This window comes from Bradyrhizobium sp. LMG 9283 (genome assembly GCF_045571415.1).
Taxonomy (GTDB): domain Bacteria; phylum Pseudomonadota; class Alphaproteobacteria; order Rhizobiales; family Xanthobacteraceae; genus Bradyrhizobium.
Map to the genome: position 1 here is coordinate 3,310,440 of NZ_CP120691.1, position 21,771 is coordinate 3,332,210.

Below are 21,771 nucleotides of genomic sequence, written 5' to 3' on the forward strand. Positions count from 1 at the left end.
GCTAGCGGCGGAACAAGGGGTTACTGATGCGCGCATCCTATCTCTTCACCAGCGAGTCCGTGTCTGAGGGCCACCCGGACAAGGTCTGTGACCGGATCTCCGATGAGATCGTCGACCTGTTCTATCGTGAGGGGCCGAAGGCGGGCATCGATCCTTGGGCCATCCGCGCCGCCTGCGAGACGCTGGCGACCACCAACAAGGTGGTGATCGCCGGTGAGACCCGCGGTCCGAAATCGGTGACCAACGAGCAGATCGAGAGCGTCGTCCGCAGCGCGATCAAGGACATCGGCTACGAGCAGGAGGGCTTCCACTGGAAGACCTGCGATATCGAGATCCTGCTGCATCCGCAGTCGGCCGACATTGCCCAGGGCGTCGACGCGCTTCAGCCGGGCGAGGTCAAGGAAGAAGGCGCGGGCGACCAGGGCATCATGTTCGGTTACGCCACCAATGAGACGCCTGATCTGATGCCGGCGCCGATCTTCTACGCTCACAAGATCCTGCGCCTGATCTCCGAAGCCCGTCACTCCGGCAAGGAGAAGGTGCTCGGTCCGGATTCGAAGAGCCAGGTCACCGTGCAGTACGAGAACGGCAAGCCGATCGGCGTCCGCGAGATCGTGGTTTCGCACCAGCATCTGATCGAGGACCTCACCTCCAAGCAGGTGCGCGACATCGTCGAGCCCTATGTGCGCGAGGCGCTGCCGAAGGAGTGGATCACGCCGAAGACGATCTGGCACATCAACCCGACCGGCAAGTTCTACATCGGCGGTCCCGATGGCGACTCCGGCCTGACCGGCCGCAAGATCATCGTCGACACCTATGGTGGCGCGGCCCCGCATGGCGGCGGCGCGTTCTCCGGCAAGGATCCGACCAAGGTCGACCGCTCTGCGGCCTATGCCGCGCGCTACGTTGCCAAGAACATCGTTGCTGCCGGTCTTGCCGACCGCTGCACGCTGCAGCTTGCCTACGCCATCGGCGTCGCGCGTCCGCTGTCGATCTACATCGACACGCACGGCACCGGTAAGGTGTCGGAGGACCAGCTCGAGAAGGCCGCCGCCAAGGCGATGGATCTGACGCCCCGCGGCATCCGCACCCATCTCGACCTCAACCGCCCGATCTACGCGCGCACCGCGGCCTACGGCCATTTCGGCCGCACGCCCGACAACGAGGGCGGCTTCTCCTGGGAGAAGACCGATCTCGTCGAGCAGCTCAAGCGCGCGCTCTAGTTTTACGCGACATCCCGGGGGCGCATACGCGAGCGAACCCGGGATACTCATCCAATCACATCGAGATTCCGGGTTCGCCTCTTTTGGGCGACCCGGAATGACGAGTTCAACAACAGGACACTCGCCATGAACGCGAAGCCCGGCTTCACCGATTACATCGTCAAAGACATTTCGCTCGCCGATTTCGGCCGCAAGGAGATCTCGCTCGCCGAGACCGAGATGCCCGGTCTCATGGCTACCCGCGAGGAGTTCGGCCCGAAGCAGCCGCTGAAGGGCGCGCGCATCGCCGGTTCCCTGCACATGACGATCCAGACCGCGGTGCTGATCGAGACGCTCGCAGCCCTCGGCGCCGACATCCGCTGGGTCTCCTGCAACATCTATTCGACCCAGGACCACGCTGCGGCCGCGATCGCCGCCGCCGGCATTCCCGTCTTCGCCGTCAAGGGCGAGACGCTGACGGAATACTGGGACTACACCGCGAAGCTGTTCGACTGGCATGGCGGTGGCACGCCGAACATGATCCTCGATGACGGCGGCGATGCCACCATGCTGGTGCATGCCGGCGTCCGTGCGGAGAACGGCGACACTGCCTTCCTCGACAAGCCTGCTTCCGAGGAAGAGGAGATCTTCTATGCGCTGATCAAGCGCCTGCTGAAGGAGAAGCCGAAGGGTTATTTCGGCGAGATCGCCAAGAACATCAAGGGCGTCTCGGAAGAGACCACCACGGGCGTGCATCGCCTCTACGAGATGGCCAACAAGGGTACGCTCCTGTTCCCCGCCATCAACGTCAACGACAGCGTCACCAAATCGAAGTTCGACAACCTCTATGGTTGCCGGGAATCGCTGGTCGACGGCATTCGCCGTGGTACCGACGTGATGCTGTCGGGCAAGGTCGCGATGGTCGCGGGTTTCGGCGATGTCGGCAAGGGCTCGGCGGCTTCGCTGCGCCAGGCCGGCTGCCGCGTCATGGTCTCCGAAGTCGACCCGATCTGCGCGCTGCAGGCCGCGATGGAAGGCTATGAGGTCGTGACCATGGAAGACGCCGCGCCCCGCGCCGACATCTTCGTCACGGCGACCGGCAACAAGGACATCATCACCATCGAGCACATGCGCGCGATGAAGGATCGCGCCATCGTCTGCAACATCGGCCACTTCGACAACGAGATCCAGATCGCGGCGCTCCGCAATCTCAAGTGGACCAACATCAAGCCGCAGGTCGACGAGATCGAGTTCCCCGACAAGCACCGCATCATCATGCTGTCGGAGGGGCGCCTCGTGAACCTCGGCAACGCGATGGGGCACCCGTCCTTCGTGATGTCGGCGTCCTTCACCAACCAGACGCTGGCGCAGATCGAGCTGTTCGCCAACAACAAGGACGGCAAGTACGAGAAGAAGGTCTACGTGCTGCCGAAGACGCTCGACGAGAAGGTCGCGCGCCTGCACCTCGCCAAGATCGGCGTCAAGCTCACTGAGCTCCGCAAGGACCAGGCCGACTATATCGGCGTGAAGGTGGAAGGCCCGTACAAGTCGGATCACTACCGGTACTGAGCTTTTCGGCTTAGGACGGACTACGGCCGTTGCGAGCTTCTGCTCGCAACGAGATTGACAGAGCTCCGCCACAACCTCCACTGTCATCGCCCGGTCTTGACCGGGCGATCCAGCAGACGTGACATCGCGCCTCTGGAATACTGGATGCCGGTCAAGCCGGGGCATGACGACGGCGGGAGGATCGATGCAACAAGAACATTTCGACGTCCTCATCGTCGGCGTCGGCCTGTCCGGCATCGGCGCGGGCTATCATCTTCAGACGAAATGTCCGACCAAGAGCTACGTCATCCTGGAGGGGCGCGACTGCATCGGCGGCACCTGGGACCTGTTCCGCTATCCCGGCATCCGCTCGGACAGCGACATGTTCACGCTGGGCTATTCGTTCAAGCCGTGGACCGATCGCGAAGGCGATCGCGGACGGGCCGCAGATCCTGAACTATGTGCGCGAGACCGCTAGCGAGAACGGCATCGACAAGCACATCCGCTATCATCATCGCGTCAAGCGCGCGGCGTGGTCGACACCGGACGGGCGCTGGACGGTGGAAGCCGAGCGCATTTCGGGCGAGGGCACGACCGAGCTCGTGCGCTTCACCTGCAATTTCTTATTTCTGTGCTCGGGCTATTACAAGTACGAGGCGGGCTATACGCCGGAGTTCAAGGGCGTAGCGGATTTCACCGGCCGCATCGTGCATCCGCAGAAATGGACCGAAGACATCGATTACGCGGGCAAGCGCGTCGTCGTGATCGGCTCGGGCGCCACAGCGGTGACGCTGGTGCCGGAGCTCGCCAAGAAAGCGGCGCAGGTCACCATGCTGCAGCGCTCGCCGACCTATGTGGTGTCGCGCCCGGCCGAGGATGCCCTTGCCAACAAATTGCGGCGCAATCTGCCGACGCGCGTTGCCTATCATCTGATCCGCTGGCGCAACGTGATGTGGGGAATGTTCTTCTTCCAGCTCAGCCGGCGCCGACCGGCCAAGGTGAAGGACCTCATCCTCAAAGGCGTGAGAATCGCGCTGGGCCCCGACTACGACGTCGCCACCCATTTCACGCCACGCTACAATCCCTGGGACCAGCGGCTGTGCCTCGTGCCGGACGGCGATTTGTTCAGGGCGATCCGGGAGCAGCGCGCCTCCGTCGTCACCAATGAGATCGACACGTTTACGCGCGACGGCATCCGCCTGAAGGACGGCCGCGAGCTCGCTGCCGACATCATCGTCACCGCGACCGGCCTCATGCTCCAGGTCGTCGGTGGCCTCGACGTCAGCGTCGACGGCCGCGCCGTCGATTTCGCGGGCACGCTGACCTATAAGGGCATGATGTATGCCGACGTGCCGAACATGGCCTCCGCCTTCGGCTACACCAATGCGTCCTGGACGCTGAAATGCGATCTCACCTGCGAGTACATCTGCCGGCTCATCAACTACATGGACCGGCATAATTTCCGCCAGTGCATGCCGCACAACAACGACCCGGACGTCACCCTTCAGCCCTCGCTCGATTTCACCTCCGGCTACGTGCAGCGCTCGATCGCCAAGATGCCGAAGCAGGGCTCGAACCGGCCGTGGCGCCTCTACCAGAATTACGCGCTCGACATCGTCTCGTTGCGCTTCGGCCGGATCGACGACGGTGTGATGAAGTATTCCTGATCTCCGTATGTTGCCGGAGGAACCCGCCGATCGCTTGAGGCGAACCGCGACTTGAAGTAGTATTGCTGCGTCGCATGCAATTTACTTCCGACAGCGCCTGAGTTCCGCGTCGCTGGCATTGATGGGAGCGCGGAACGTGCACGTGCTTGCTCTGGTCACGCAAAAAGGCGGAAGCGGCAAGAGTACGCTGGCCGTTGGGCTTGCAGTGGCCGCGATGGAACGCGAAGAGCGCGTCGCTCTCATTGAGGCGGACGCGCAGGGCACCATCTCGAAATGGAAGCAGCGTCGCGAGAATTGCTTTCCCCGCGTCGAGTGCGTTGCGAATCCGGCGGAGATCGAGCCGGTGCTATCTCGGCTCCAGGCTGAAGGGATTGGGCTCGCAATCATCGACACGGCCGCCACGAATAACGCCTTGGCGCTGCGCGCCATCACCAATGCCGACCTCTGTCTCATCCCGGCGCGTCCGAGCCCGGCCGATATCGAAGCTGCTATCCCTACGCTGCTGGCCATTCGCAGGGGTAACCGCCGGTTTGCTTTCATCCTCAATCAGACGCCCACACGGGGGTGCCGGCTCAGTGAAGCTGCCACGTCGCTCAACTCGCTTGGCGTGCTTGCGCTGCCCTTCATTGGACAGCGCAACGACCACCAGGATGCGCTGGGCGTAGGCTTGGGCGTCACCGAGTATGCACCGGAGGGGAAAGCCTCGGACGAGATCGTTGGGCTGTGGCGGTGGATTTCGGAACACATTTTCACGGAGTCGAATCATCATGGGCAAGGCGCAGTCGAGACAGCCTGCTGATGGCGTACGCGCCAGACGTCGGTCGCTGGTGGATCTGACCGCGGTCGTGAGCGGTACCATCGACGAGAGCCTTTTGGAGACGCCGCCGAATCCGGTCGCCACCCCAGGGGGCGATGGACATCGGAGCGAGCGGGCAGCCAAGAGGCCTGCTCGCAAGACACCGGCTCGAAAGGTGCCTGCAGAGACGACCATTCCCGCGGTAATCGACAGCGCCGGGACCTGCCCGTCTACCAAGGTCGAGTTGCGTTCGACGCAATTCCAAAATGCCAGCAACACCTCCGCTCTCGCCGTGGAGATCGCCAAAGAGATGCAGACGCGTGCCCTTGAGACAATGACGCTGGGCGTGCATGCTGCGTTCGAATACACGAAGGATATTGCCAGCCCGGAAAGCGACGTTCTGGACGGAGCTGCTGCCGAATGTCACGCTGTCGTGCTCGAGTTGATGAAAGTGAATGCAGGCGCGACGCTGCAGTATACGCGCGAGTTGAGCCGCGTGAGAACGCTCTCGCAGTGGGTCGAGTTGTCGAGCTCGCATGCGCGAAAGCAATGTGAGTTGGTGCGACAACAGGCCGAATTGCTAAGATCATTGACACGCAATGCGAGAACGTCCGGCGCCGAATAGCGCGCATCGGAAATCAGGATATCGCCGTGGGTGGGGGTGGGCGGTGCGTCCCGCCCGCGAATCTTTCTCGCGTATTCGGCCGCCCGTCTGAATCAGCCATCCTGCCCCAACGGTTAACGCCGGATTAACGGATGAGTCCTAGCCTGTTCCGGCCGGGTTACTCGCAAGGCCGAGGTGAGCCCAATGGAAGCCCAGAGAATCGCGGTCGACGCCGTCGTCGCGCTGACCGATTGTGACCGCGACGCCGTCATCATCTTCATCCGTCGTCTCTACCTCGCTGGCGTCACCGACCCCAAGCGCCTGACTTTCAAGGGGCTGCAGGCGCTGTCGCGAGCCTGATTTGGCCCGGCTTGGCCCCAAGTTCCATCCCCTTGCTCTCTCCGGCGTGATTGCAACCCACCGGTGAATACCTTGCTGCTCGGGCCGGGTCGGGCTACACGACACCCCGGCTGGGTCACTTGGGATTGGGGAAATGCTGAAACAGCTTTTTGCGCCGCAACTCGTCATTCTTTATGTGCTTGCGGCCTCGACGATCTACGTTCACTTCCGCGGCAAGCAGCGGCTGCGCTTCGCGCGCCAGCTCGGCGACCACTCGACCTATCTCGCACCCTACAACGTCCTGATGTATGCCGGCTCGGCGGTGCCCAACAAGCCGGTGATCTCGGTCGATCAGTTTCCCGAGCTGAAGCCCCTGAGTGAGAACTGGGAGACCATCCGCGACGAGGCGGTACGCCTGTTCGACGAAGGCTTCATCCGCGCCGCCGCGAAGAATAACGACTGGGGCTTCTATTCCTTCTTCAAGAGCGGCTGGAAGCGCTTTTACCTCAAATGGTACGACGACTTCCTGCCCTCGGCGAACACCTTGTGTCCGAAGACGGTGGAGCTGCTCAAGTCGATTCCGAGCGTGCATGGCGCGATGTTCGCGATGCTGCCGCCGGGTGGCAAGCTCGGTGCGCATCGCGATCCCTTCGCCGGCTCGCTGCGCTATCATCTCGGCCTGGTCACGCCGAACTCGAACAAGTGCCGCATCCTCGTCGACGGCGTCGAATGCGTCTGGCGCGACGGCGAAGCCTTCATGTTCGACGAGACCTTCATCCACAGCGCGGAGAATGCGACGGACGTCAACCGCATCATTCTGTTCTGCGATGTCGAGCGCCCGATGAAGTTCGGATTCATGACCGCGATCAACCGCTGGGTCAGCCACCACATCGTCAAGGCGTCGGCGACCCAGAACGTCGACGGCGAGAATGTCGGCGTGCTCAACAAGGTCTTCGGTAAGCTCTACGAGATCCATCTCGCCAGCCGCAAGGTCAAGGAGTGGAACCGCAACGTCTACTACACGCTCAAATACTCGCTGACGGCGCTGATCCTCGGTCTGATCGTGCTGTCGGCGCTGCGGTGAATGATGCGGGCAATGGCGCCCTTGCCGATTGCTAACGCGGAGATCACGCAATTCTTCCGCCAGTGGCTGGAAATCTTCGCGGGCTATGTCCGCGAGGTCGACTACGCTTCGGCGCGGCCGCTCTTCCATCCGGATGTGCTTGCCTTCGGCACGCATAACGATGTCATCCCCGGCCTCGATCAATGGGTCTCGACGCAATGGGATAACGTCTGGCCCAAGACGAGTGACTTCCGTTTCGTCCTCGAGCAGACTTCCGTGCTGGCGTCTGCCGACGGCACGATGGCGACTGTGATCGCGCCGTGGACGAGCACGGGCTACCATCCAGACGGCAGCGCATTTCCGCGGCCGGGCCGCGCGACCATGGTGTTTGCAAGAAATGGCGATGGATGGCTGTGCGTGCATTCGCACATGTCACTCAATCGCGGTGTGCCGCAGGCGAGCCATGCCAACCGGCCAGTGAAGGCCTGGTGAAAACAAAAAGGCCCCGGATGGTGTCCGGGGCCTTTCGATTTCCAGTGTGCAGCCTATTCCGGCTGGCCGATGCTCACCTTCAGCGTGCCGACGCCGTCGACGCCGCATTCCAGCTTGTCGCCCACCTGGAGCTGCGACACGCCGGCCGGGGTGCCGGTCATGATGATGTCGCCGGCGGCGAGCTTCACCTGCTGCGAGAGCTGCCAGATGATCTCGGGCACGTTCCAAATCAGTTCGGTGAGGTCGCCCTTCTGGGCTTCCTTGCCGTTGACCGTAAGCCAGATCTTACCCTTGGAGGGATGGCCGATCTTCGAGGCCGGCTGCACCGCGGAGCAGGGCGCCGAATAGTCGAACGACTTGCCGATCTCCCATGGACGCTCCTTCTTGCGCGAGGCGAGTTGGAGATCGCGGCGGGTGAGATCGATGCCGACTGCATAGCCGTAGACATGGTCGAGCGCCTTGTCCGCGGGAATGTCGAGGCCGCCGCTCTTCATCGCGACGATCAGCTCGACCTCGTGATGCAAATCCTTGGTCAGCGGCGGATAGGGAATGGTTGCGCCATCGGGCACCAGCATGTCGGCGTGCTTGGCGAAGAAGAACGGCGGGGCGCGCTCATCGTTGCCCATCTCGCGGATATGCTCGAGATAGTTGCGGCCGACGCACCAGATGCGGCGCACCGGATAACGGCCGCTCTCGCCGACGACGGGAAGCGAAGCCTGAGGCGGAAGCGGGATGACGTAGGAGGCGGCGTTCATGTAAGGTCTCGGTAGGTTGCAAAGAGAGGGCGTTGCCGTATTTACGCGGTTGCAGGGGGCGAGGCTAGTGGTGCCGGGCGGAAAAAGGAACACCACCCGCGGCCTCGCCGGCCGGGTACAGCGCCGTGAATGCGAGTGAGGGGGCCGTGAAGAAATGGATATTGGCGGGGGCTGCCGTCGTCGCAATCGTGCTGCTCGGTCTTGTCATTCGCTTCTTCATCGTCACGCCGGGACGCATCGAACGGGGGCAGAACCGGGATCGCTCCGGTCGCGTTGAACGTGACGCCGGCAGCGCAAGCCCTGCATGCAACGCTGGATGTAGCGGACATGCATGCCGACGGCCTGCTCTGGAAGCGCGACCTGCTGGAACGATCCGATCGCGGACATGTGGACGTTCCACGCCTCATCGAAGGGCACTACGCGCTCCAGGTGTTCTCGTCCGTGACCAAATCGCCGAAGGGCCAAAACTACAAGGCCAACGATGCCGACAGCGACACTATCACCTCGTTGACCATCATCGATCTGCAGCCGATCAGAACCTGGAATTCACTATTGCAGCGCTCGCTATGGCATGCCGAGAAGCTGCGAGACTTTGCCGCGAGGTCGGGCGGACGGCTTCGGCTGATCACGACGCCTGCGGAAGTTGACCGGCTCCTCGTAGACAGGAACGGCGGAGCCGCCGCTGTGGGCGGAATGCTTTCAATCGAGGGGCTGCAAGATATTGAGGGGCGCATCGAAAACCTCGATGTCCTTTACGCCGCGGGATTCCGCATGGCGGGTCTCGCGCATTTCTTCGACAATGACGTGGCCGGCTCGATGCACGGCATGCAGAAGGGCGGGCTGACACCACTTGGTCGGCAGGTGGTCCAGCGTATGGAGGCACTTGGGATGATCGTCGATCTGGCGCATTCCAGCCATACGACGGTGGCCGAGGTGCTGGCGATGGCGAAGCGACCCGTGGTCTCCAGTCATGGCGGCGTGCAAGCGACCTGCAAGGTCAACCGCAACCTCTCCGATGAGGAGATCAAGGGTATCGCTAGAACCGGTGGCGTGATTGGAATCGGCTACTGGGAAGGGGCGATCTGCTCGACCAAGCCGGAGGCCGCAGCGCGGGCGATTGCCTATGTGCGTGATCTCGTGGGCATCGATCACGTAGGTCTCGGCTCGGACTTCGACGGCTCGACTACGACGGGCTTTGACGCAAGCCAGGTCGCAGCGATTACGCAGGCCCTGCTCAGTTCAGGCTTCTCCGCGGAGGACATCCGCAAGGTGATGGGCGGCAACGTCCTGCGCGTGATCCGCGCAGGACAGGCGCCGTCCTGACCGGTCAGGAGTTGGCGGAGTAGGCCAACACGGGCGCAGCCTCCGCGTCCCGGTGTTGCAACCGGAAGAACGAGGCGTAGCGGCCGCCGCGGCGGAGCAGCTCGTCATGCCGGCCCTGCTCGACGATCTCGCCGCCCTCCACTACCAGGATGCTATCTGCGTGCATGATGGTGTGCAGGCGGTGTGCGATCACGATGGTGGTGCGGTTCCGGCAGAGATGCTCGATCGCCTCCTGCACCTGCCGCTCGGATTCCGAATCGAGCGCAGCGGTGGCCTCGTCCAAGAGGATGATCGGCGCGTTCTTGAGCAGCGCGCGCGCGACCGCAATGCGCTGGCGCTGGCCGCCGGAGAGCTGCGTGCCGTGCTCGCCGACGGGCGTGTCGTAGCCGAGCGGAAAGCCCATAATGAAATCATGCGCGCAAGCTGCTTTCGCCGCCTCGATGATCTCGTCCTCGCTCGCGCCCGGCTTGCCGAAGGCGATGTTGTTGCGGATGGTATCGCGGAACAGATAGACGTCCTGGCCGACATAGGCGGTCTGCGCGCGCAGCGACTTGCGCGAGACCGAGGGGATCGATTGGCCGTCGATCACGATGTCGCCTTGCGTGACCTCGTAGAAGCGCAAGAGCAGCGCCAGCACGGTCGACTTGCCGCCTCCGGAGGGACCGACGAGCGCGGTCACCGTGCCGGGCTCGGCAATGAAGCTTATGCGGTTGAGCACGGTCTCGCCCGAGCGATAGGCGAAGCTGACGTCACGCAGTTCGATGCGGGCATCGGAGAGCTTCAGCGCCGGCTTGTCGTCGTCGGACTGCTCGCTCGCGGGGCTGTCGACGACCTCGAGCAGCATGCGCGCGCCGACCAGTTGGCTGTTCAAATCGATGTTGAGCCGCGCCAGCCGCTTGGCCGGCTCGGTCGCCATCAGGAAGGCAGTCATGAAGGAGAAGAACGCGCCGGGCGTGGCGTTGAGCGCGACCACGGCATAACCGCCATACATCAGGCAGCCGGCAACCGCGAAGCCGCCGAGCATTTCCATCAGCGGGTTGGAGCGATTGGCGACGCGAGCCATCTTGTTGGCATTGCGCTCGACGATCGCGATGTTCTCGTCGATGCGCTTCTGCATGGTCTCTTCAAGAGTGAAGGCCTTGACGGTGCGGATGCCCTGCAGCGATTCCTGCATCGTCTCCATGATGTCGGCGGTGCCGGTGAACTGGTTGAAGGCGAGGCCCTTGATGCGTTTGACCAGCTTGCGCAGCACCAGCATCGCCGGCGGCACCGCGACGAGGCCGATGAACGACATCAGCGGATCCTGCCACACCATCACGCCGATCATGGCGAGCAACATCAACAGGTCGCGCCCGATGGCGTTGACCAGCATGTTGAGCACGTCGGTGATGGATTTTGCGCCGGCCGTCAGCCGCGCCAGGAACTCGGACGAATGCCGTTCGGAGAAGAAGCCGACGCTTTCGCGCATCAGCTTGGCGAACAACTGGCGCTGGTTGGTGGCGAGGATCGCGTTACTGATCTTGGTCAGGATCACCATGTGGCCGTAGGTCGCCACGCCCTTGATGAACAGCAGCGCCACCGTGATGCCGGAGAACATCGCGATGCCCGGTATGTTCTTGTCGACATAGGCCTGGTTGATGACCTGGCCGAGCACATAGGTGGCGCCTGCGGTGGCGCCTGCGGCGAGCGTCATCAGCGCGAAGGCGACGAGGTAACGTCGCCAGTAGACGATTCCCTGTTCCGTGATCAGGCGGCGGATCAGGACCGCTGCCGCGTAGGGATCGTCGGTGATTTTCTTTGGAAACTGGGCCATCCGGTGTCCATTGACGGCGCAGGACAAAGCCTGCCCGCGCGTCAGGGATCGATGGGCCTCTGTGCCCGCTCAAGCCGGGTTTTTCAAGCCCAATTAAGGGCTTGCGCTTGGGATGATTCTAGGCCGAGACGGCGTGGCGGAGCTCGCCGTGGCGCTCGCGGAACAGCTTGTCCTCCCAGGCCAGGGCATGGGCTGCGATGGTCTCGAGGTCGTCGTATTGCGGCCGCCAGTCGAGCAGGCTGCGGATGCGGCTGGTGTCGGCGACCATGGTCATGATGTCACCGGGTCGGCGTGGGGCATATTGCACGGCGAAGCTGCGGCCCGAAACCCGGCGCACCGCATCGATGGTCTCCAGCACCGAATAGCCGCGGCCATAGCCGCAGTTCAGCGTGGTCGATGCGCCGCCATTGCGCAAATAGGCCAGCGCCGAGCGATGCGCCTGCGACAGGTCGGTGACGTGGATGAAGTCGCGGATGCAGCTGCCGTCCGGGGTCGGATAGTCGGTGCCGAACACGTCGATCTTGGCGCGCTGGCCGGTGGCGGCTTCCACTGCGATCTTGAGCAGGTGCGTGGCGCCGACGGTAGCAAGGCCGATGCGCGCCTGCGGATCGGCACCGGCGACGTTGAAGTAACGCAGCGTCACGTATTGCATGCCGTAGGCGGCGGCGACGTCGTGCAGCATGATCTCGGTCATCAGCTTCGACGAGCCGTAAGGCGACAGCGGCCGCGTCGGCGCGTGCTCGGGCACCGGCACCTGGTCCGGATTGCCGTAGACCGCGGCGGTCGAGGAGAAGATGAAGCGGCCGATGCCGCGCTTGACCGCAACGTTGAGCAGATTGCGCGCGGTCGTAAAGTTGTTGCGGTAGTAGCCGAGCGGATCGCGCATCGAGTCCGGCACGACGACCGAGCCTGCGAAATGGATGATGCTCTCGATGTCATGCTGGGCGATCACGCCCTCGAGCAGGTTTTCATCGCCCGCATCGCCGATGAACAGCGGAACGCCTTCGGGCAGGTAAGCGGAGAATCCGGTGGAGAGATCGTCGATCACGACGACGTCCTCGCCGGCTTCCGCCAGCGCGAGGACCGTGTGACTTCCGATGTAGCCGGCGCCGCCGGTGACTAGCACAGTCATGATCTCACCCGTCTTCGATCAACGCGCAAGGCTAGCGCTTGCGTGGTGAAGAGGCGGTATCGGCAGGGCTGAACTGGTCACTATGCTTAATGTTGCGTATAGGGACTTTGCGAAACGGAGTGTGACGTGACGAAGTTCCCCGGCGATCTCGAAGTGATCGTGCCAAATCTGCACAGGCGCTATTCCGGGGTCACCGCGACCAACCGGATGGTGGCGCCGCGGCTGGCGAAACTGTATCGCGCGGCCTGGTTCGGCTCGGACGCGCCGGAAGGGATCGCGCGGCTGAGCGTTGCCGATTTTCTGAAGTTGTGGCGCCGCAGGCGGCCCGTGATCTGGCATGCACGCCGCAACAACGAGATGATCGCGGGCGTCGTGCTGCGCGCGCTCGGCTGGCCTTTGAAACTCGTGTTCACCTCGGCGGCGCAGCGGCATCACAGCTGGATCACGCGCTGGCTGATCCGGCGCATGGATGCTATCATCGCGACGAGCGACCTCTCGGCCTCGTTCCTGAAGGTGAAGGCGACAGTGATCCCGCACGGCGTCGACACCGACGTCTACGCGCCGCCGGCAGATCGCGCTGCGGCCTTCGCGGAAGCCGCGCTGCCGGGCCGCTACGCCATCGGCTGTTTCGGCCGCGTGCGTGCGCAGAAGGGCACCGATGTGTTCGTCGATGCGATGTGCCGCTTGTTGCCGCACTATCCCGATTTCACGGCCGTCATCGTCGGGCAGGTTACCCCCGAGCAGATTGCCTTCGCGAATGACCTGAAGAAGCGCATCGAAGCTGCCAACCTGCAGTCGCGCATCGTCATCACCGGCGAGTTGCCGATCGAAGCCGTGCAGCGCTGGTATCAGCGGCTGACGATCTACGCCTTCACCTCACGCAACGAAGGCTTTGGCCTGACGCTGATCGAAGCGATGGCGGCCGGCAGTGCGCTGGTCGCCGCACGCGCCGGCGCTTCGGCACTGGTGGTGGAGGACGGCGTGAGCGGCGTGCTGATCCCGACCGGCGATGCCGATGCATTAGCCGCCGCGCTCGAGCCGCTGATGCGGGATGTGGCTGCTGCGACGGCCATGGGCGAGCGCGGGCGGGCGCGGGTGCTCGAACAATTTAGCCTCGATGCCGAAGCGGCGCGGATCGGCGAGGTCTATCGGCCGCTGCTCTGAGCAAAGTTCCTGGGGCTGCGAAACAAAAACTGCGAAAACAACCCCATGCACAGTAGCTGGGCATAGTGGAATCAATGGCTTGGCAGTGGGGTCAATCGATTGCTGATTTTGCGAAGTTGGTTTGACCCGTCGGGGCAAAACAGGGGTAGACGTGCATAGTCGTGAACTCGTCGAACTTGCGTCGTCCTCGCCGTAGGCGAACTCCCTCCAAAACGCTAAGCGCTCTTCCTCGTGCGCAACCCAAGGCCAGGGGCTGTTGTGCAAAAATGCATATCAATTCAATGTGTTATGTGGTGGAGATGGATTTATCCGCCTTTGGCGCGGCTAACTTGAGGTTAATGCGTTGTCTGGCACTCTGCTTGCTATGCGGTTGCCATGATCAGTGAGGACTGCTTTCATGAAAGAAATCGCTACAGGGGGAACGCCAAAAATGGGCCATCTCATTGTCGTTCGAGCGACTTGGGATAGCGAGGCATCTGTCTGGACGGCCGAGAGTTCAGACCTTCCGGGTCTCGTCACGGAAGCCACGGGCCTCGATGAGCTCGATGCCAAGTTGCCTGACCTTATTCGCGATCTGTTGGAAGATGGAGGCGCTACCGACGGGTATGAGGTGCCCATCGAGGTGATCGCGAGCTTCTCCAGACGGATCAAGATCGGTTCCGCAGAAGAAGCCGCATGAACAGCTTCACTCCGGAGTTGAAGCGAATTCTGGAGAAGGCGGGATGTTTCTTCGTTCGACATGGGCGTGGCGATCACGAGATTGGGGAGAGCCCAGTCTCGCTTTACTGTCGATAACAATATCAAATCCCGGCATACGGCGAATGCGGTTTTGAAGCAGGCTGGACTGCCCAAGCAGTTTTGACTTGCTCCTGCTCAGCTCTTCGCCTTCGCCGCTTCCCCCAGCACCCGCTGCGCAATCCCCACCACCTCCGCCGCTGCGATAGCCCGCATGCAGCGGTGGTCGTTCATCTTGCAGATCGTGCTCTGGCAGGGCTGGCAGGCGAGCTCGCTCTTGTCCTGCACCACCGTTGCCGCGAGGCCGTTCAGCGGCGCCCAGAGATAGGGGCTGGTTGGGCCGAAGATGCCCATGGTGGGCGTGCCGAGCGCGGCTGCGATGTGCATCAGACCGGAATCATTGGAGATCGCAACGCCCGCCGCGGCCATCGCGAGGACGCCGTTGCGCAGATCATTGCCGGTGAGGTCGCGCACGCCCGGGCCGCCGGCCGCGACGATCTCCTGGGCGAGCCCCTTTTCGGCGGGGCCGCCGACCACCCAGACCTCGAGCCCGCACTCGACCAGCAGGCGGGCGGCTTCGGGATAATAGGTCCAGCGCTTTGAGACCCCGACCGAGCCGGGGGCGAGCGCCACTGCGGCGCCGGCGCTGAGGGCATTGGCATCGCGCCAGCGGGCGATGTCCTCGGTCGGGACGCGCAGTTGCGGCACCGGCCATTCCGCTGGCAGGGGGGCGCCGTCGGGCTGGGCGAGGGCGGCGTTCTTGTCGATGAAGCGGGGCAGCTTCTTCTCGCCCCAGCGCCACCGATTGATCAGCCCGAAACGGAACTCACCGACGAAGCCGACCCGTTCGGGGATACCGGCCAGCGCCGGCGCGATAGCCGCCTTCCAGGTCCGGGGCAGCACCAGGGCGGTGCCGTAGTTCCGTTTCCGCAGGAGTTTTGCCAGTCCGAGCTGCCGGCCCACGGCGAGCCGGCTGCGCGGCAGGTCCCAGACGATCCCCTGCCGGACGCCGGGCATGTAATCGACCAGCGGCGCGCACAGGGATGTGGTCAGCAGATCGACCGGCCGGTTCGGCCACCGCTCCTTCAGGACCCGCACCACGGTGTGATTTCGGACGAAATCGCCGATCCACATGTAGGGGATGATCAGAATCGGACGCGTGTCGTCCCGATCTGCATGTCCACTAAGTTGCGAATCTTTGTTCATTCGTTAATAGGGGCGAAGGCGAGCTGATGTGGCGGTTCGGTTAGCCGCTCCGGGCCAGGACGTAAAGCAGGGAGAGCGCGAGTCCAAAAGCGCCTGCCCAAAATGCTTACACTTTGGCGGATGATGCGCTACGGCAGGGTCGGACCTTAAGAAAATCGGGCAGGTAGGTGGAATGTTGCTGGTGACCGGCGGGGCCGGTTTTATCGGATCGAATGTCGTGGCCGCGCTGAACGGGGCTGGCCGCAGCGACGTCGTGGTCTGCGACCTGCTCGGCACAGAGGGCAAGTGGCGCAACCTCGCCAAGCGGCAGCTTGTGGATATCGTTCCCCCGGCCGAGCTGGAGGGCTGGCTGAAGAGCCGCAAGCTCGACGGCATGATCCATCTCGGGGCGATTTCCGCGACCACCGCGATCGACGGCGACCTCGTCATCGAGACCAATTTCCGCCTGTCGATGCGCCTTGTGAACTGGTGCACGATGAACGCGGTGCCGTTCATCTATGCATCCTCGGCGGCGACCTATGGCGACGGCATGGAAGGCTTTGACGACGACGCCTCGCTGCCGGCGCTGAAGAAATTGCGGCCGATGAATCTCTACGGCTGGAGCAAGCACCTGTTCGATCTCGCCGTCGCCGAACGCGTCGCGCGCGGCGATCGGCTCCCGCCGCAATGGGCCGGCCTGAAATTCTTCAACGTGTTCGGCCCGAACGAGTATCACAAGGGTTCGATGATGAGCGTGCTGGCGCGGCGCTTCGACGACGTGAGGGCAGGCCGCGTCGTGCAGCTGTTCAAGTCGCATCGCGAAGGCATCGAGGACGGCGACCAGCGCCGCGATTTCATCTATGTCGACGACGTCGTGCGCGTCATCATGTGGCTGCTGGCCACGCCGTCGGTGTCCGGCCTGTTCAACGTCGGCACTGGCAAGGCGCGCAGCTTCAAGGACCTCATGCTGGCTGCCTATGCGGCGCTCGGCACCAAGCCCAAAATCGAATACATCGACATGCCCGAGCAGATTCGCGACAGCTACCAGTATTTCACCCAGAGCAAGGTCGATCGTCTGCTCCGCGCCGGCTATAACGGCGGCTTCACGACGCTCGAGGACGCGGTGAAGGCCTATGTCGGGGATTATCTCGATCGGCCCGATCGCTTTCGCTGAGGCCCTTGGACCATGCCGACGCCCATTCTCGATTTCGATGCCCTCGCGCAAGCCATCTCAGGCCGCACGGTGCTGTGCATCGGCGACATCATGCTGGACGAGTTCGTCTATGGCGAGGTGTCGCGGATCTCGCCGGAAGCGCCGGCGCCTGTCATCGCCGCCCAACGCAGCGAGATCCACATCGGTGGCGCCGGCAACGTTGCGCGCAATGTCGCTTCGCTCGGCGCGCGCTGCATCTTCGTCGGCCTCGTCGGCGAGGACGAGGCCGGTGCACGGCTCAAGGTGGCGCTCAATGAGCAAGCCGGCATCGAAAGCGTGCTGGTATGCGACCCCTCGCGGCCGACCACGCGAAAGGTCCGTTTCGTCTCCGAGCATTTTTCCACGCACATGCTGCGCGCGGATTGGGAGCAGGCGCTGCCTGCGTCCGATGACGTCGAAACGAAATTGATCGATGCCATCCGGCCGCAGATCGCGCGCGCCGACATCGTGTCGCTGTCCGATTACGCCAAGGGCGTGCTGACGGCGCGCGTGATCCGCCACACCATCGATGCCGCGCGAAAGCTCGGCAAGCCCGTGATCGTCGATCCCAAGAGTCTGAACTGGGCGATCTATCGCGGCGCTACGCTGCTTACGCCCAACCGCAAGGAATTCTCGGAAGCGACCCGTAGTCGCGCCGAGACGGTGCAGAGCATCGTCGAGGCCAGCGAGGATGTGATGCGGCTCGCCGATTGCGATGCGATCCTGGTCACCCAGGGCGAGCACGGCATGACGCTGGTGCCGCGGGGTGGCGGGGCCGTTCACGTTCCGGCTTTCCCGGTGAAGGTGCGCGACGTCTCCGGCGCCGGTGACACCGTCGCCGCCGCGCTCGCGGTCTCGCTCGCGGCGGGCGCGGACTGGGACACGGCGCTGCGCGTCGCCAATGCCGCCGCTGCGGTCGCCGTCGGCAAGCAGGGCACCGCCAACGTGAGCACGGCCGAACTGCGGCGCAAGATCCTGCCGCACGCTTATCTTGCGGCCGAGGAGAAGATCGTGCTCGAGCCGGGCGCGCTCGACGCGCAACTCGCCGAGTGGCGCCGGCAGGGCCTGCGCGTCGGCTTCACCAACGGCTGCTTCGACATCCTGCATCCCGGTCATGTCAAGGTGCTGACCGCGGCGCGCGCCGCCTGTGATCGCCTGATCGTGGGGCTCAACAGCGACGCTTCGGTGCGGCGGCTGAAGGGCGCCGATCGTCCGGTGCAGGACGAGCGCGCGCGTGCCGAGGTGCTCGCCGCGCTCGAAGCGGTCGATCTCGTCGTCATTTTCGCGGAGGACACGCCGATCGAGCTGATCACCCGGATCAAGCCCGGCGTGCTGGTGAAGGGCGGCGACTACACCCGCGAGCAGGTCGTCGGCCACGAGGTCGTCGAAGCCGCGGGCGGAACGGTCGTACTGGTCGACATTCTCCAGGGCTTCAGCACGACGGCACTGGTTCATCGCGCGCGGGGAGGGGACAAGTGACGGTGCTTGCCCGAGAGACCCCCGGCCACATGTTGCGGCGGCGCCTGCGCAGTCCGGCGGCCTGGCGCGACACAGTCGATCTGTTTGCGATCCTGACCGCGGCCTCGCTGCCTTGGTCGACGTCGCTTGCGGGGATCTTCAACGCGCTGATGCTGCTCTGCGTGGTGCCGTTCCTCGACTTCGGCGCCTTCCTGCAATCGCTGAAGCGTCCGATCTGTGCGGCGCCGATCGCGCTGGTGCTGCTCGCGCTGGTTGGGACGCTGTGGTCGGATGCGGCCTGGGGCGCGCGCTTCTATGCGGTCAATCCGACCGTCAAGCTGCTCGTGCTGCCCGTCCTGCTCTATCATTTCGAGCGCTCGCCGCGGGGCCATTGGGTCTTCGTCGCGTTCCTGGTGTCCTGCGCCCTGTTGTCGGTGATGTCCTGGCTGGTCGCCTTCTATCCGAACCTCGCGCTCAAGACCGACCCCATGGAGCGCGGCATTTTCGTCAAGAACTACATCGACCAGAGCCAGGAATTTGCGCTTTGCGCGGTCGCGCTCGCCTATCCGATCGTGATGCTGCTGCGCGAGAAGCGATACTGGTTCGCCGGGCTGCTGACCGTGCTGGCGCTGAGCTTCTTCATCAACATGACATTCGTGGTGGTTTCACGCACCGCGCTCGTCACCATTCCGATCATGTTCGGCGTGTTTGCGCTGCTTCACCTTAAATGGCGCAATATCGCGCTCATCTCCGCCGCGCTGCTCGTCGGCGCCGTTCTCGCCTGGCAGGCCTCGCCGTATTTGCGCCATACCGCCGAGAGGTTTTCCGACGACTACACGCGTTACATGGAAAAGGGCGAACCGACCTCGGCGGGCCTGCGGCTCGAATTCTGGCGCAAGTCGCTCGGCTTCTTCGCGGAGGCGCCGATCAAAGGGCATGGCACCGGCTCGACCCGCGGATTGTTCGAACGCGTCGCGACGCCCGCCGGTCAGTACCAGGCGTCTGCCGAGGTGATCGGCAACCCGCATAATCAGACGCTGAACGTTGCCGTGCAATGGGGCGTGATCGGCATCGCCATTCTCTACGCGATCTGGATATTGCATCTGCGGTTGTTTCGCGGCGACGGGCTTGCCAACTGGATCGGGCTCCTGGTCGTGGTGCAGAACGTCTTCACCTCGCTGTTCAATTCCCATCTGTTCGACTTTCATGAGGGCTGGATGTACGTCATCGGCGTCGGCGTCGCCGGCGGCATGGTGATCCGGGCACAACAGGTCGAGGCGAAGATGGGGGAAGCCGGTTCCTGAGCTGTCGCGCGGCTGGCAAGTCTTGTCCAGATGAGCTATCAGCGCGGTCAGGTTGCATCTAACTGGGTTTTCATCGGTCGGCGGATGACGCGTCTTTCGCATCTCACTTTGCGCAATTTCCTTATCGCGCTCCACGACCTGCTGGCGACCACGGCGGCGCTTTTTGCCGCCTTCTACCTGCGTTTCGAGGGCGGCGACTACTTCTATGACCGCCTGCCGCTGCTGTTCAAGATCCTGCCCTACTTCCTCGCCTTCAGCGTGGTGGTGTTTTTCTTCTTCAACCTGACCACCACGAAATGGCGCTTTATCTCGCTGCCCGACGCGCTGAACATCATCCGCGTCGCGACCGTGCTGACGGTCGCCTTGCTCGTGCTCGATTACATCTTCGTCGCCCCCAATGTCCGCGGCGCCTTTTTCCTCGGCAAGGTGACGATCGTCCTCTACTGGTTCCTCGAGATCTCCTTCCTTAGCGCGCTGCGCATGGCTTATCGCTACTTCCGCTATACGCGGGTGCGTCGTCATGCGAGGACCGATCATGCCGCGCCTACGCTGCTGATCGGCCGCGCCGCGGATGCCGAGGTGCTGCTGCGCGGGATCGAGAGCGGGGCGATCAAGGGCATTTGGCCGGTCGGCGTGTTGTCACCGTCGAGCGCCGACCGCGGCCAGTTCATCCGCAACGTGCCGGTGCTGGGCGGGATCGACGACGTCGAAGACGTCATCGCGGACTTTGCCAAGCGCAACAAGCCGATCGCGCGACTCGTCATGACGCCCTCGGCATTCGAGCCGGAGACTCATCCGGAATCGATCCTGATGCGGGCGCGCAAGCTGGGCGTGATCGTCAACCGGATGCCCTCGCTGGAGAGCGGCGACACGCCGCGGCTCACGGCCGTCGCTGTCGAGGACCTCCTGCTGCGGCCGAGCGAAAAGATCGACTATGCGCGCCTGGAAGCGCTGATCAACGGCAAGGCCGTGATCGTCACCGGCGGCGGCGGCTCGATCGGTTCGGAGATCTGCGAGCGTGTCGTCGCCTTCGGCGCCGCGCGGCTCCTGATCGTGGAGAACTCGGAGCCGGCGCTCTACGCGATCACGGAAGCGCTTGCCGCGCAAGGCGCGGCAGCCGAGATCGAAGGACGGATCGCCGACATTCGCGACCGCGAGCGCATCATGCGCCTGATGGCGGAGTTCAAGCCTGATATCGTGTTCCACGCGGCGGCGCTCAAGCACGTTCCGATCCTCGAGCGCGACTGGAGCGAGGGCGTCAAGACCAACATCTTCGGCTCGATTAACGTTGCGGATGCCGCCGTGGCGGCCGGCGCCGAGGCGATGGTGATGATCTCGACCGACAAGGCGATCGAGCCGGTGTCGATGCTCGGCCTGACTAAGCGCTTCGCCGAGATGTACTGCCAGGCACTGGATCACGACCTCGCCGCCGGGGTGCGCGGGACCAAGCCGCCGATGCGGCTGATCTCGGTCCGGTTCGGCAACGTGCTGGCCTCGAACGGCTCGGTGGTGCCGAAGTTCAAGGCCCAGATCGAGGCCGGCGGCCCGGTGACCGTGACGCATCCCGACATGGTCCGCTACTTCATGACCATTCGCGAGGCCTGCGATCTCGTCATCACCGCGGCCACGCACGCGCTTGGAACGCAGCGTCATGACGTCTCGGTCTACGTGCTCAACATGGGCCAGCCGGTGAAGATCGTCGATCTCGCCGAGCGCATGATCCGGCTGTCCGGACTGCAGCCCGGCTACGACATCGAGATCGTGTTCACCGGCATGCGGCCGGGCGAACGCCTGCACGAGATCCTGTTCGCCTCGGAAGAGCCGACCCGCGAGATCGGCGTCGCCGGGATCATGGCCGCGCAGCCGAACGAACCGCCGATGCAGACGCTGCGCAAATGGATCGCGGCGCTGGAGCAGGCGATCGCGCGCGATGATCGCGCCACCATCAGGACCATCCTGAAGGACGCGGTGCCCGAATTCGGGTCGACCGCAGCCTGAT

The 21,771-nt window shown here is 63.6% G+C and carries 18 protein-coding genes and 2 pseudogenes; 16 read left to right on the plus strand and 4 right to left on the minus strand.

Annotation, left to right across the window (positions count from 1 at the left end; all coding sequences use genetic code 11):
• The first annotated feature begins 26 nt into the window (after nucleotides 1–26).
• The 8 genes and pseudogenes from metK to P6U29_RS15435 all read left to right on the plus strand — a co-directional run bounded on the left by metK (nucleotide 27) and on the right by P6U29_RS15435 (nucleotide 7,711).
• Nucleotides 27–1,223 carry a methionine adenosyltransferase gene (metK, locus tag P6U29_RS15400; RefSeq protein ID WP_407118359.1) on the plus strand — a complete coding sequence of 399 codons (1,197 nt, stop codon included), beginning with the start codon at nucleotides 27–29 and terminating at the stop codon, nucleotides 1,221–1,223.
• Nucleotides 1,224–1,349: 126 nt separating this feature from the next.
• A complete protein-coding gene (ahcY, locus tag P6U29_RS15405; RefSeq protein ID WP_407118360.1) occupies nucleotides 1,350–2,771 on the plus strand; it encodes an adenosylhomocysteinase in 1,422 nt (473 codons plus the stop codon).
• Between the two features lie 184 nt (nucleotides 2,772–2,955).
• Nucleotides 2,956–4,417, plus strand: a pseudogene (locus tag P6U29_RS15410) (flavin-containing monooxygenase).
• 142 nt (nucleotides 4,418–4,559) lie between these two features.
• Nucleotides 4,560–5,216 (plus strand): AAA family ATPase, encoded by a 657-nt coding sequence (locus tag P6U29_RS15415; RefSeq protein WP_407118361.1) that lies wholly within the window; start codon nucleotides 4,560–4,562, stop codon nucleotides 5,214–5,216.
• Entirely contained in the window at nucleotides 5,185–5,838 is a 654-nt protein-coding gene (locus P6U29_RS15420; protein WP_407118362.1) for a hypothetical protein, read from the plus strand. Before P6U29_RS15415 ends, P6U29_RS15420 begins: the two co-directional genes overlap by 32 nt.
• Before the next feature lie 183 nt (nucleotides 5,839–6,021).
• Complete coding sequence (locus tag P6U29_RS15425) at nucleotides 6,022–6,177, plus strand: hypothetical protein (protein ID WP_407118363.1); 156 nt, start codon at nucleotides 6,022–6,024, stop codon at nucleotides 6,175–6,177.
• Between the two features lie 133 nt (nucleotides 6,178–6,310).
• Nucleotides 6,311–7,240: an aspartyl/asparaginyl beta-hydroxylase domain-containing protein gene (locus P6U29_RS15430; RefSeq protein WP_407118364.1), complete on the plus strand. Its 930-nt coding sequence runs from the start codon at nucleotides 6,311–6,313 to the stop codon at nucleotides 7,238–7,240.
• Nucleotides 7,241–7,252: 12 nt separating this feature from the next.
• Entirely contained in the window at nucleotides 7,253–7,711 is a 459-nt protein-coding gene (locus P6U29_RS15435) for a YybH family protein (RefSeq protein WP_407118365.1), read from the plus strand.
• A 53-nt stretch (nucleotides 7,712–7,764) separates the two neighbouring features.
• On the opposite strand, the gene P6U29_RS15440 is transcribed toward P6U29_RS15435, so the two are convergent.
• Nucleotides 7,765–8,466 (minus strand): fumarylacetoacetate hydrolase family protein, encoded by a 702-nt coding sequence (locus tag P6U29_RS15440; protein WP_407118366.1) that lies wholly within the window; start codon nucleotides 8,464–8,466, stop codon nucleotides 7,765–7,767.
• Between the two features lie 327 nt (nucleotides 8,467–8,793).
• Between P6U29_RS15440 and P6U29_RS15445 the strand changes: the two genes are divergently transcribed.
• Complete coding sequence (locus tag P6U29_RS15445; protein ID WP_407118367.1) at nucleotides 8,794–9,789, plus strand: dipeptidase; 996 nt, start codon at nucleotides 8,794–8,796, stop codon at nucleotides 9,787–9,789.
• Nucleotides 9,790–9,793: 4 nt separating this feature from the next.
• On the opposite strand, the gene P6U29_RS15450 is transcribed toward P6U29_RS15445, so the two are convergent.
• A complete protein-coding gene (locus tag P6U29_RS15450) occupies nucleotides 9,794–11,602 on the minus strand; it encodes an ABC transporter ATP-binding protein (RefSeq protein WP_407118368.1) in 1,809 nt (602 codons plus the stop codon).
• A 118-nt stretch (nucleotides 11,603–11,720) separates the two neighbouring features.
• A complete protein-coding gene (galE, locus tag P6U29_RS15455) occupies nucleotides 11,721–12,734 on the minus strand; it encodes a UDP-glucose 4-epimerase GalE (protein WP_275514412.1) in 1,014 nt (337 codons plus the stop codon).
• 126 nt (nucleotides 12,735–12,860) lie between these two features.
• On the opposite strand from galE, the gene P6U29_RS15460 reads away from it, so the two are divergent.
• The 3 genes and pseudogenes from P6U29_RS15460 (at nucleotide 12,861) to P6U29_RS15470 (ending at nucleotide 14,760) form a co-directional block, all read left to right on the plus strand.
• Nucleotides 12,861–13,898: a glycosyltransferase family 4 protein gene (locus P6U29_RS15460; RefSeq protein ID WP_407118369.1), complete on the plus strand. Its 1,038-nt coding sequence runs from the start codon at nucleotides 12,861–12,863 to the stop codon at nucleotides 13,896–13,898.
• 397 nt (nucleotides 13,899–14,295) lie between these two features.
• Nucleotides 14,296–14,577 carry a DUF1902 domain-containing protein gene (locus P6U29_RS15465; RefSeq protein ID WP_407118370.1) on the plus strand — a complete coding sequence of 94 codons (282 nt, stop codon included), beginning with the start codon at nucleotides 14,296–14,298 and terminating at the stop codon, nucleotides 14,575–14,577.
• Nucleotides 14,574–14,760, plus strand: a pseudogene (locus P6U29_RS15470) (type II toxin-antitoxin system HicA family toxin). Before P6U29_RS15465 ends, P6U29_RS15470 begins: the two are co-directional and overlap by 4 nt.
• 11 nt (nucleotides 14,761–14,771) lie before the next feature.
• On the opposite strand, the gene waaF reads toward P6U29_RS15470, so the two are convergent.
• Complete coding sequence (gene waaF, locus P6U29_RS15475; protein WP_407118371.1) at nucleotides 14,772–15,839, minus strand: lipopolysaccharide heptosyltransferase II; 1,068 nt, start codon at nucleotides 15,837–15,839, stop codon at nucleotides 14,772–14,774.
• Between the two features lie 172 nt (nucleotides 15,840–16,011).
• Between waaF and rfaD the strand changes: the two genes are divergently transcribed.
• The 4 genes from rfaD (at nucleotide 16,012) to P6U29_RS15495 (ending at nucleotide 21,770) form a co-directional block, all read left to right on the plus strand.
• Complete coding sequence (gene rfaD / locus P6U29_RS15480; protein ID WP_407118372.1) at nucleotides 16,012–16,992, plus strand: ADP-glyceromanno-heptose 6-epimerase; 981 nt, start codon at nucleotides 16,012–16,014, stop codon at nucleotides 16,990–16,992.
• Nucleotides 16,993–17,004: 12 nt separating this feature from the next.
• A complete protein-coding gene (rfaE1, locus tag P6U29_RS15485; RefSeq protein WP_407118373.1) occupies nucleotides 17,005–18,489 on the plus strand; it encodes a D-glycero-beta-D-manno-heptose-7-phosphate kinase in 1,485 nt (494 codons plus the stop codon).
• Nucleotides 18,486–19,772 carry an O-antigen ligase family protein gene (locus P6U29_RS15490; RefSeq protein ID WP_407118374.1) on the plus strand — a complete coding sequence of 429 codons (1,287 nt, stop codon included), beginning with the start codon at nucleotides 18,486–18,488 and terminating at the stop codon, nucleotides 19,770–19,772. Before rfaE1 ends, P6U29_RS15490 begins: the two co-directional genes overlap by 4 nt.
• Nucleotides 19,773–19,856: 84 nt before the next feature.
• A complete protein-coding gene (locus P6U29_RS15495) occupies nucleotides 19,857–21,770 on the plus strand; it encodes an SDR family NAD(P)-dependent oxidoreductase (RefSeq protein ID WP_407118375.1) in 1,914 nt (637 codons plus the stop codon).
• Nucleotide 21,771: the final 1 nt, after the last annotated feature.

Coding starts and splice junctions, on each gene's coding strand:
- metK (WP_407118359.1), top strand. CDS start 27: ATGCGCGCATCCTATCTCTTCACCAGCGAGTCCGTGTCTGAGGGCCAC.
- ahcY (WP_407118360.1), top strand. CDS start 1,350: ATGAACGCGAAGCCCGGCTTCACCGATTACATCGTCAAAGACATTTCG.
- P6U29_RS15420 (WP_407118362.1), top strand. CDS start 5,185: ATGGGCAAGGCGCAGTCGAGACAGCCTGCTGATGGCGTACGCGCCAGA.
- P6U29_RS15425 (WP_407118363.1), top strand. CDS start 6,022: ATGGAAGCCCAGAGAATCGCGGTCGACGCCGTCGTCGCGCTGACCGAT.
- P6U29_RS15430 (WP_407118364.1), top strand. CDS start 6,311: ATGCTGAAACAGCTTTTTGCGCCGCAACTCGTCATTCTTTATGTGCTT.
- P6U29_RS15435 (WP_407118365.1), top strand. CDS start 7,253: ATGGCGCCCTTGCCGATTGCTAACGCGGAGATCACGCAATTCTTCCGC.
- P6U29_RS15440 (WP_407118366.1), bottom strand. CDS start 8,466: ATGAACGCCGCCTCCTACGTCATCCCGCTTCCGCCTCAGGCTTCGCTT.
- P6U29_RS15445 (WP_407118367.1), top strand. CDS start 8,794: ATGCATGCCGACGGCCTGCTCTGGAAGCGCGACCTGCTGGAACGATCC.
- P6U29_RS15450 (WP_407118368.1), bottom strand. CDS start 11,602: ATGGCCCAGTTTCCAAAGAAAATCACCGACGATCCCTACGCGGCAGCG.
- galE (WP_275514412.1), bottom strand. CDS start 12,734: ATGACTGTGCTAGTCACCGGCGGCGCCGGCTACATCGGAAGTCACACG.
- P6U29_RS15465 (WP_407118370.1), top strand. CDS start 14,296: ATGAAAGAAATCGCTACAGGGGGAACGCCAAAAATGGGCCATCTCATT.
- waaF (WP_407118371.1), bottom strand. CDS start 15,839: ATGAACAAAGATTCGCAACTTAGTGGACATGCAGATCGGGACGACACG.
- rfaD (WP_407118372.1), top strand. CDS start 16,012: ATGTTGCTGGTGACCGGCGGGGCCGGTTTTATCGGATCGAATGTCGTG.
- rfaE1 (WP_407118373.1), top strand. CDS start 17,005: ATGCCGACGCCCATTCTCGATTTCGATGCCCTCGCGCAAGCCATCTCA.
- P6U29_RS15495 (WP_407118375.1), top strand. CDS start 19,857: ATGACGCGTCTTTCGCATCTCACTTTGCGCAATTTCCTTATCGCGCTC.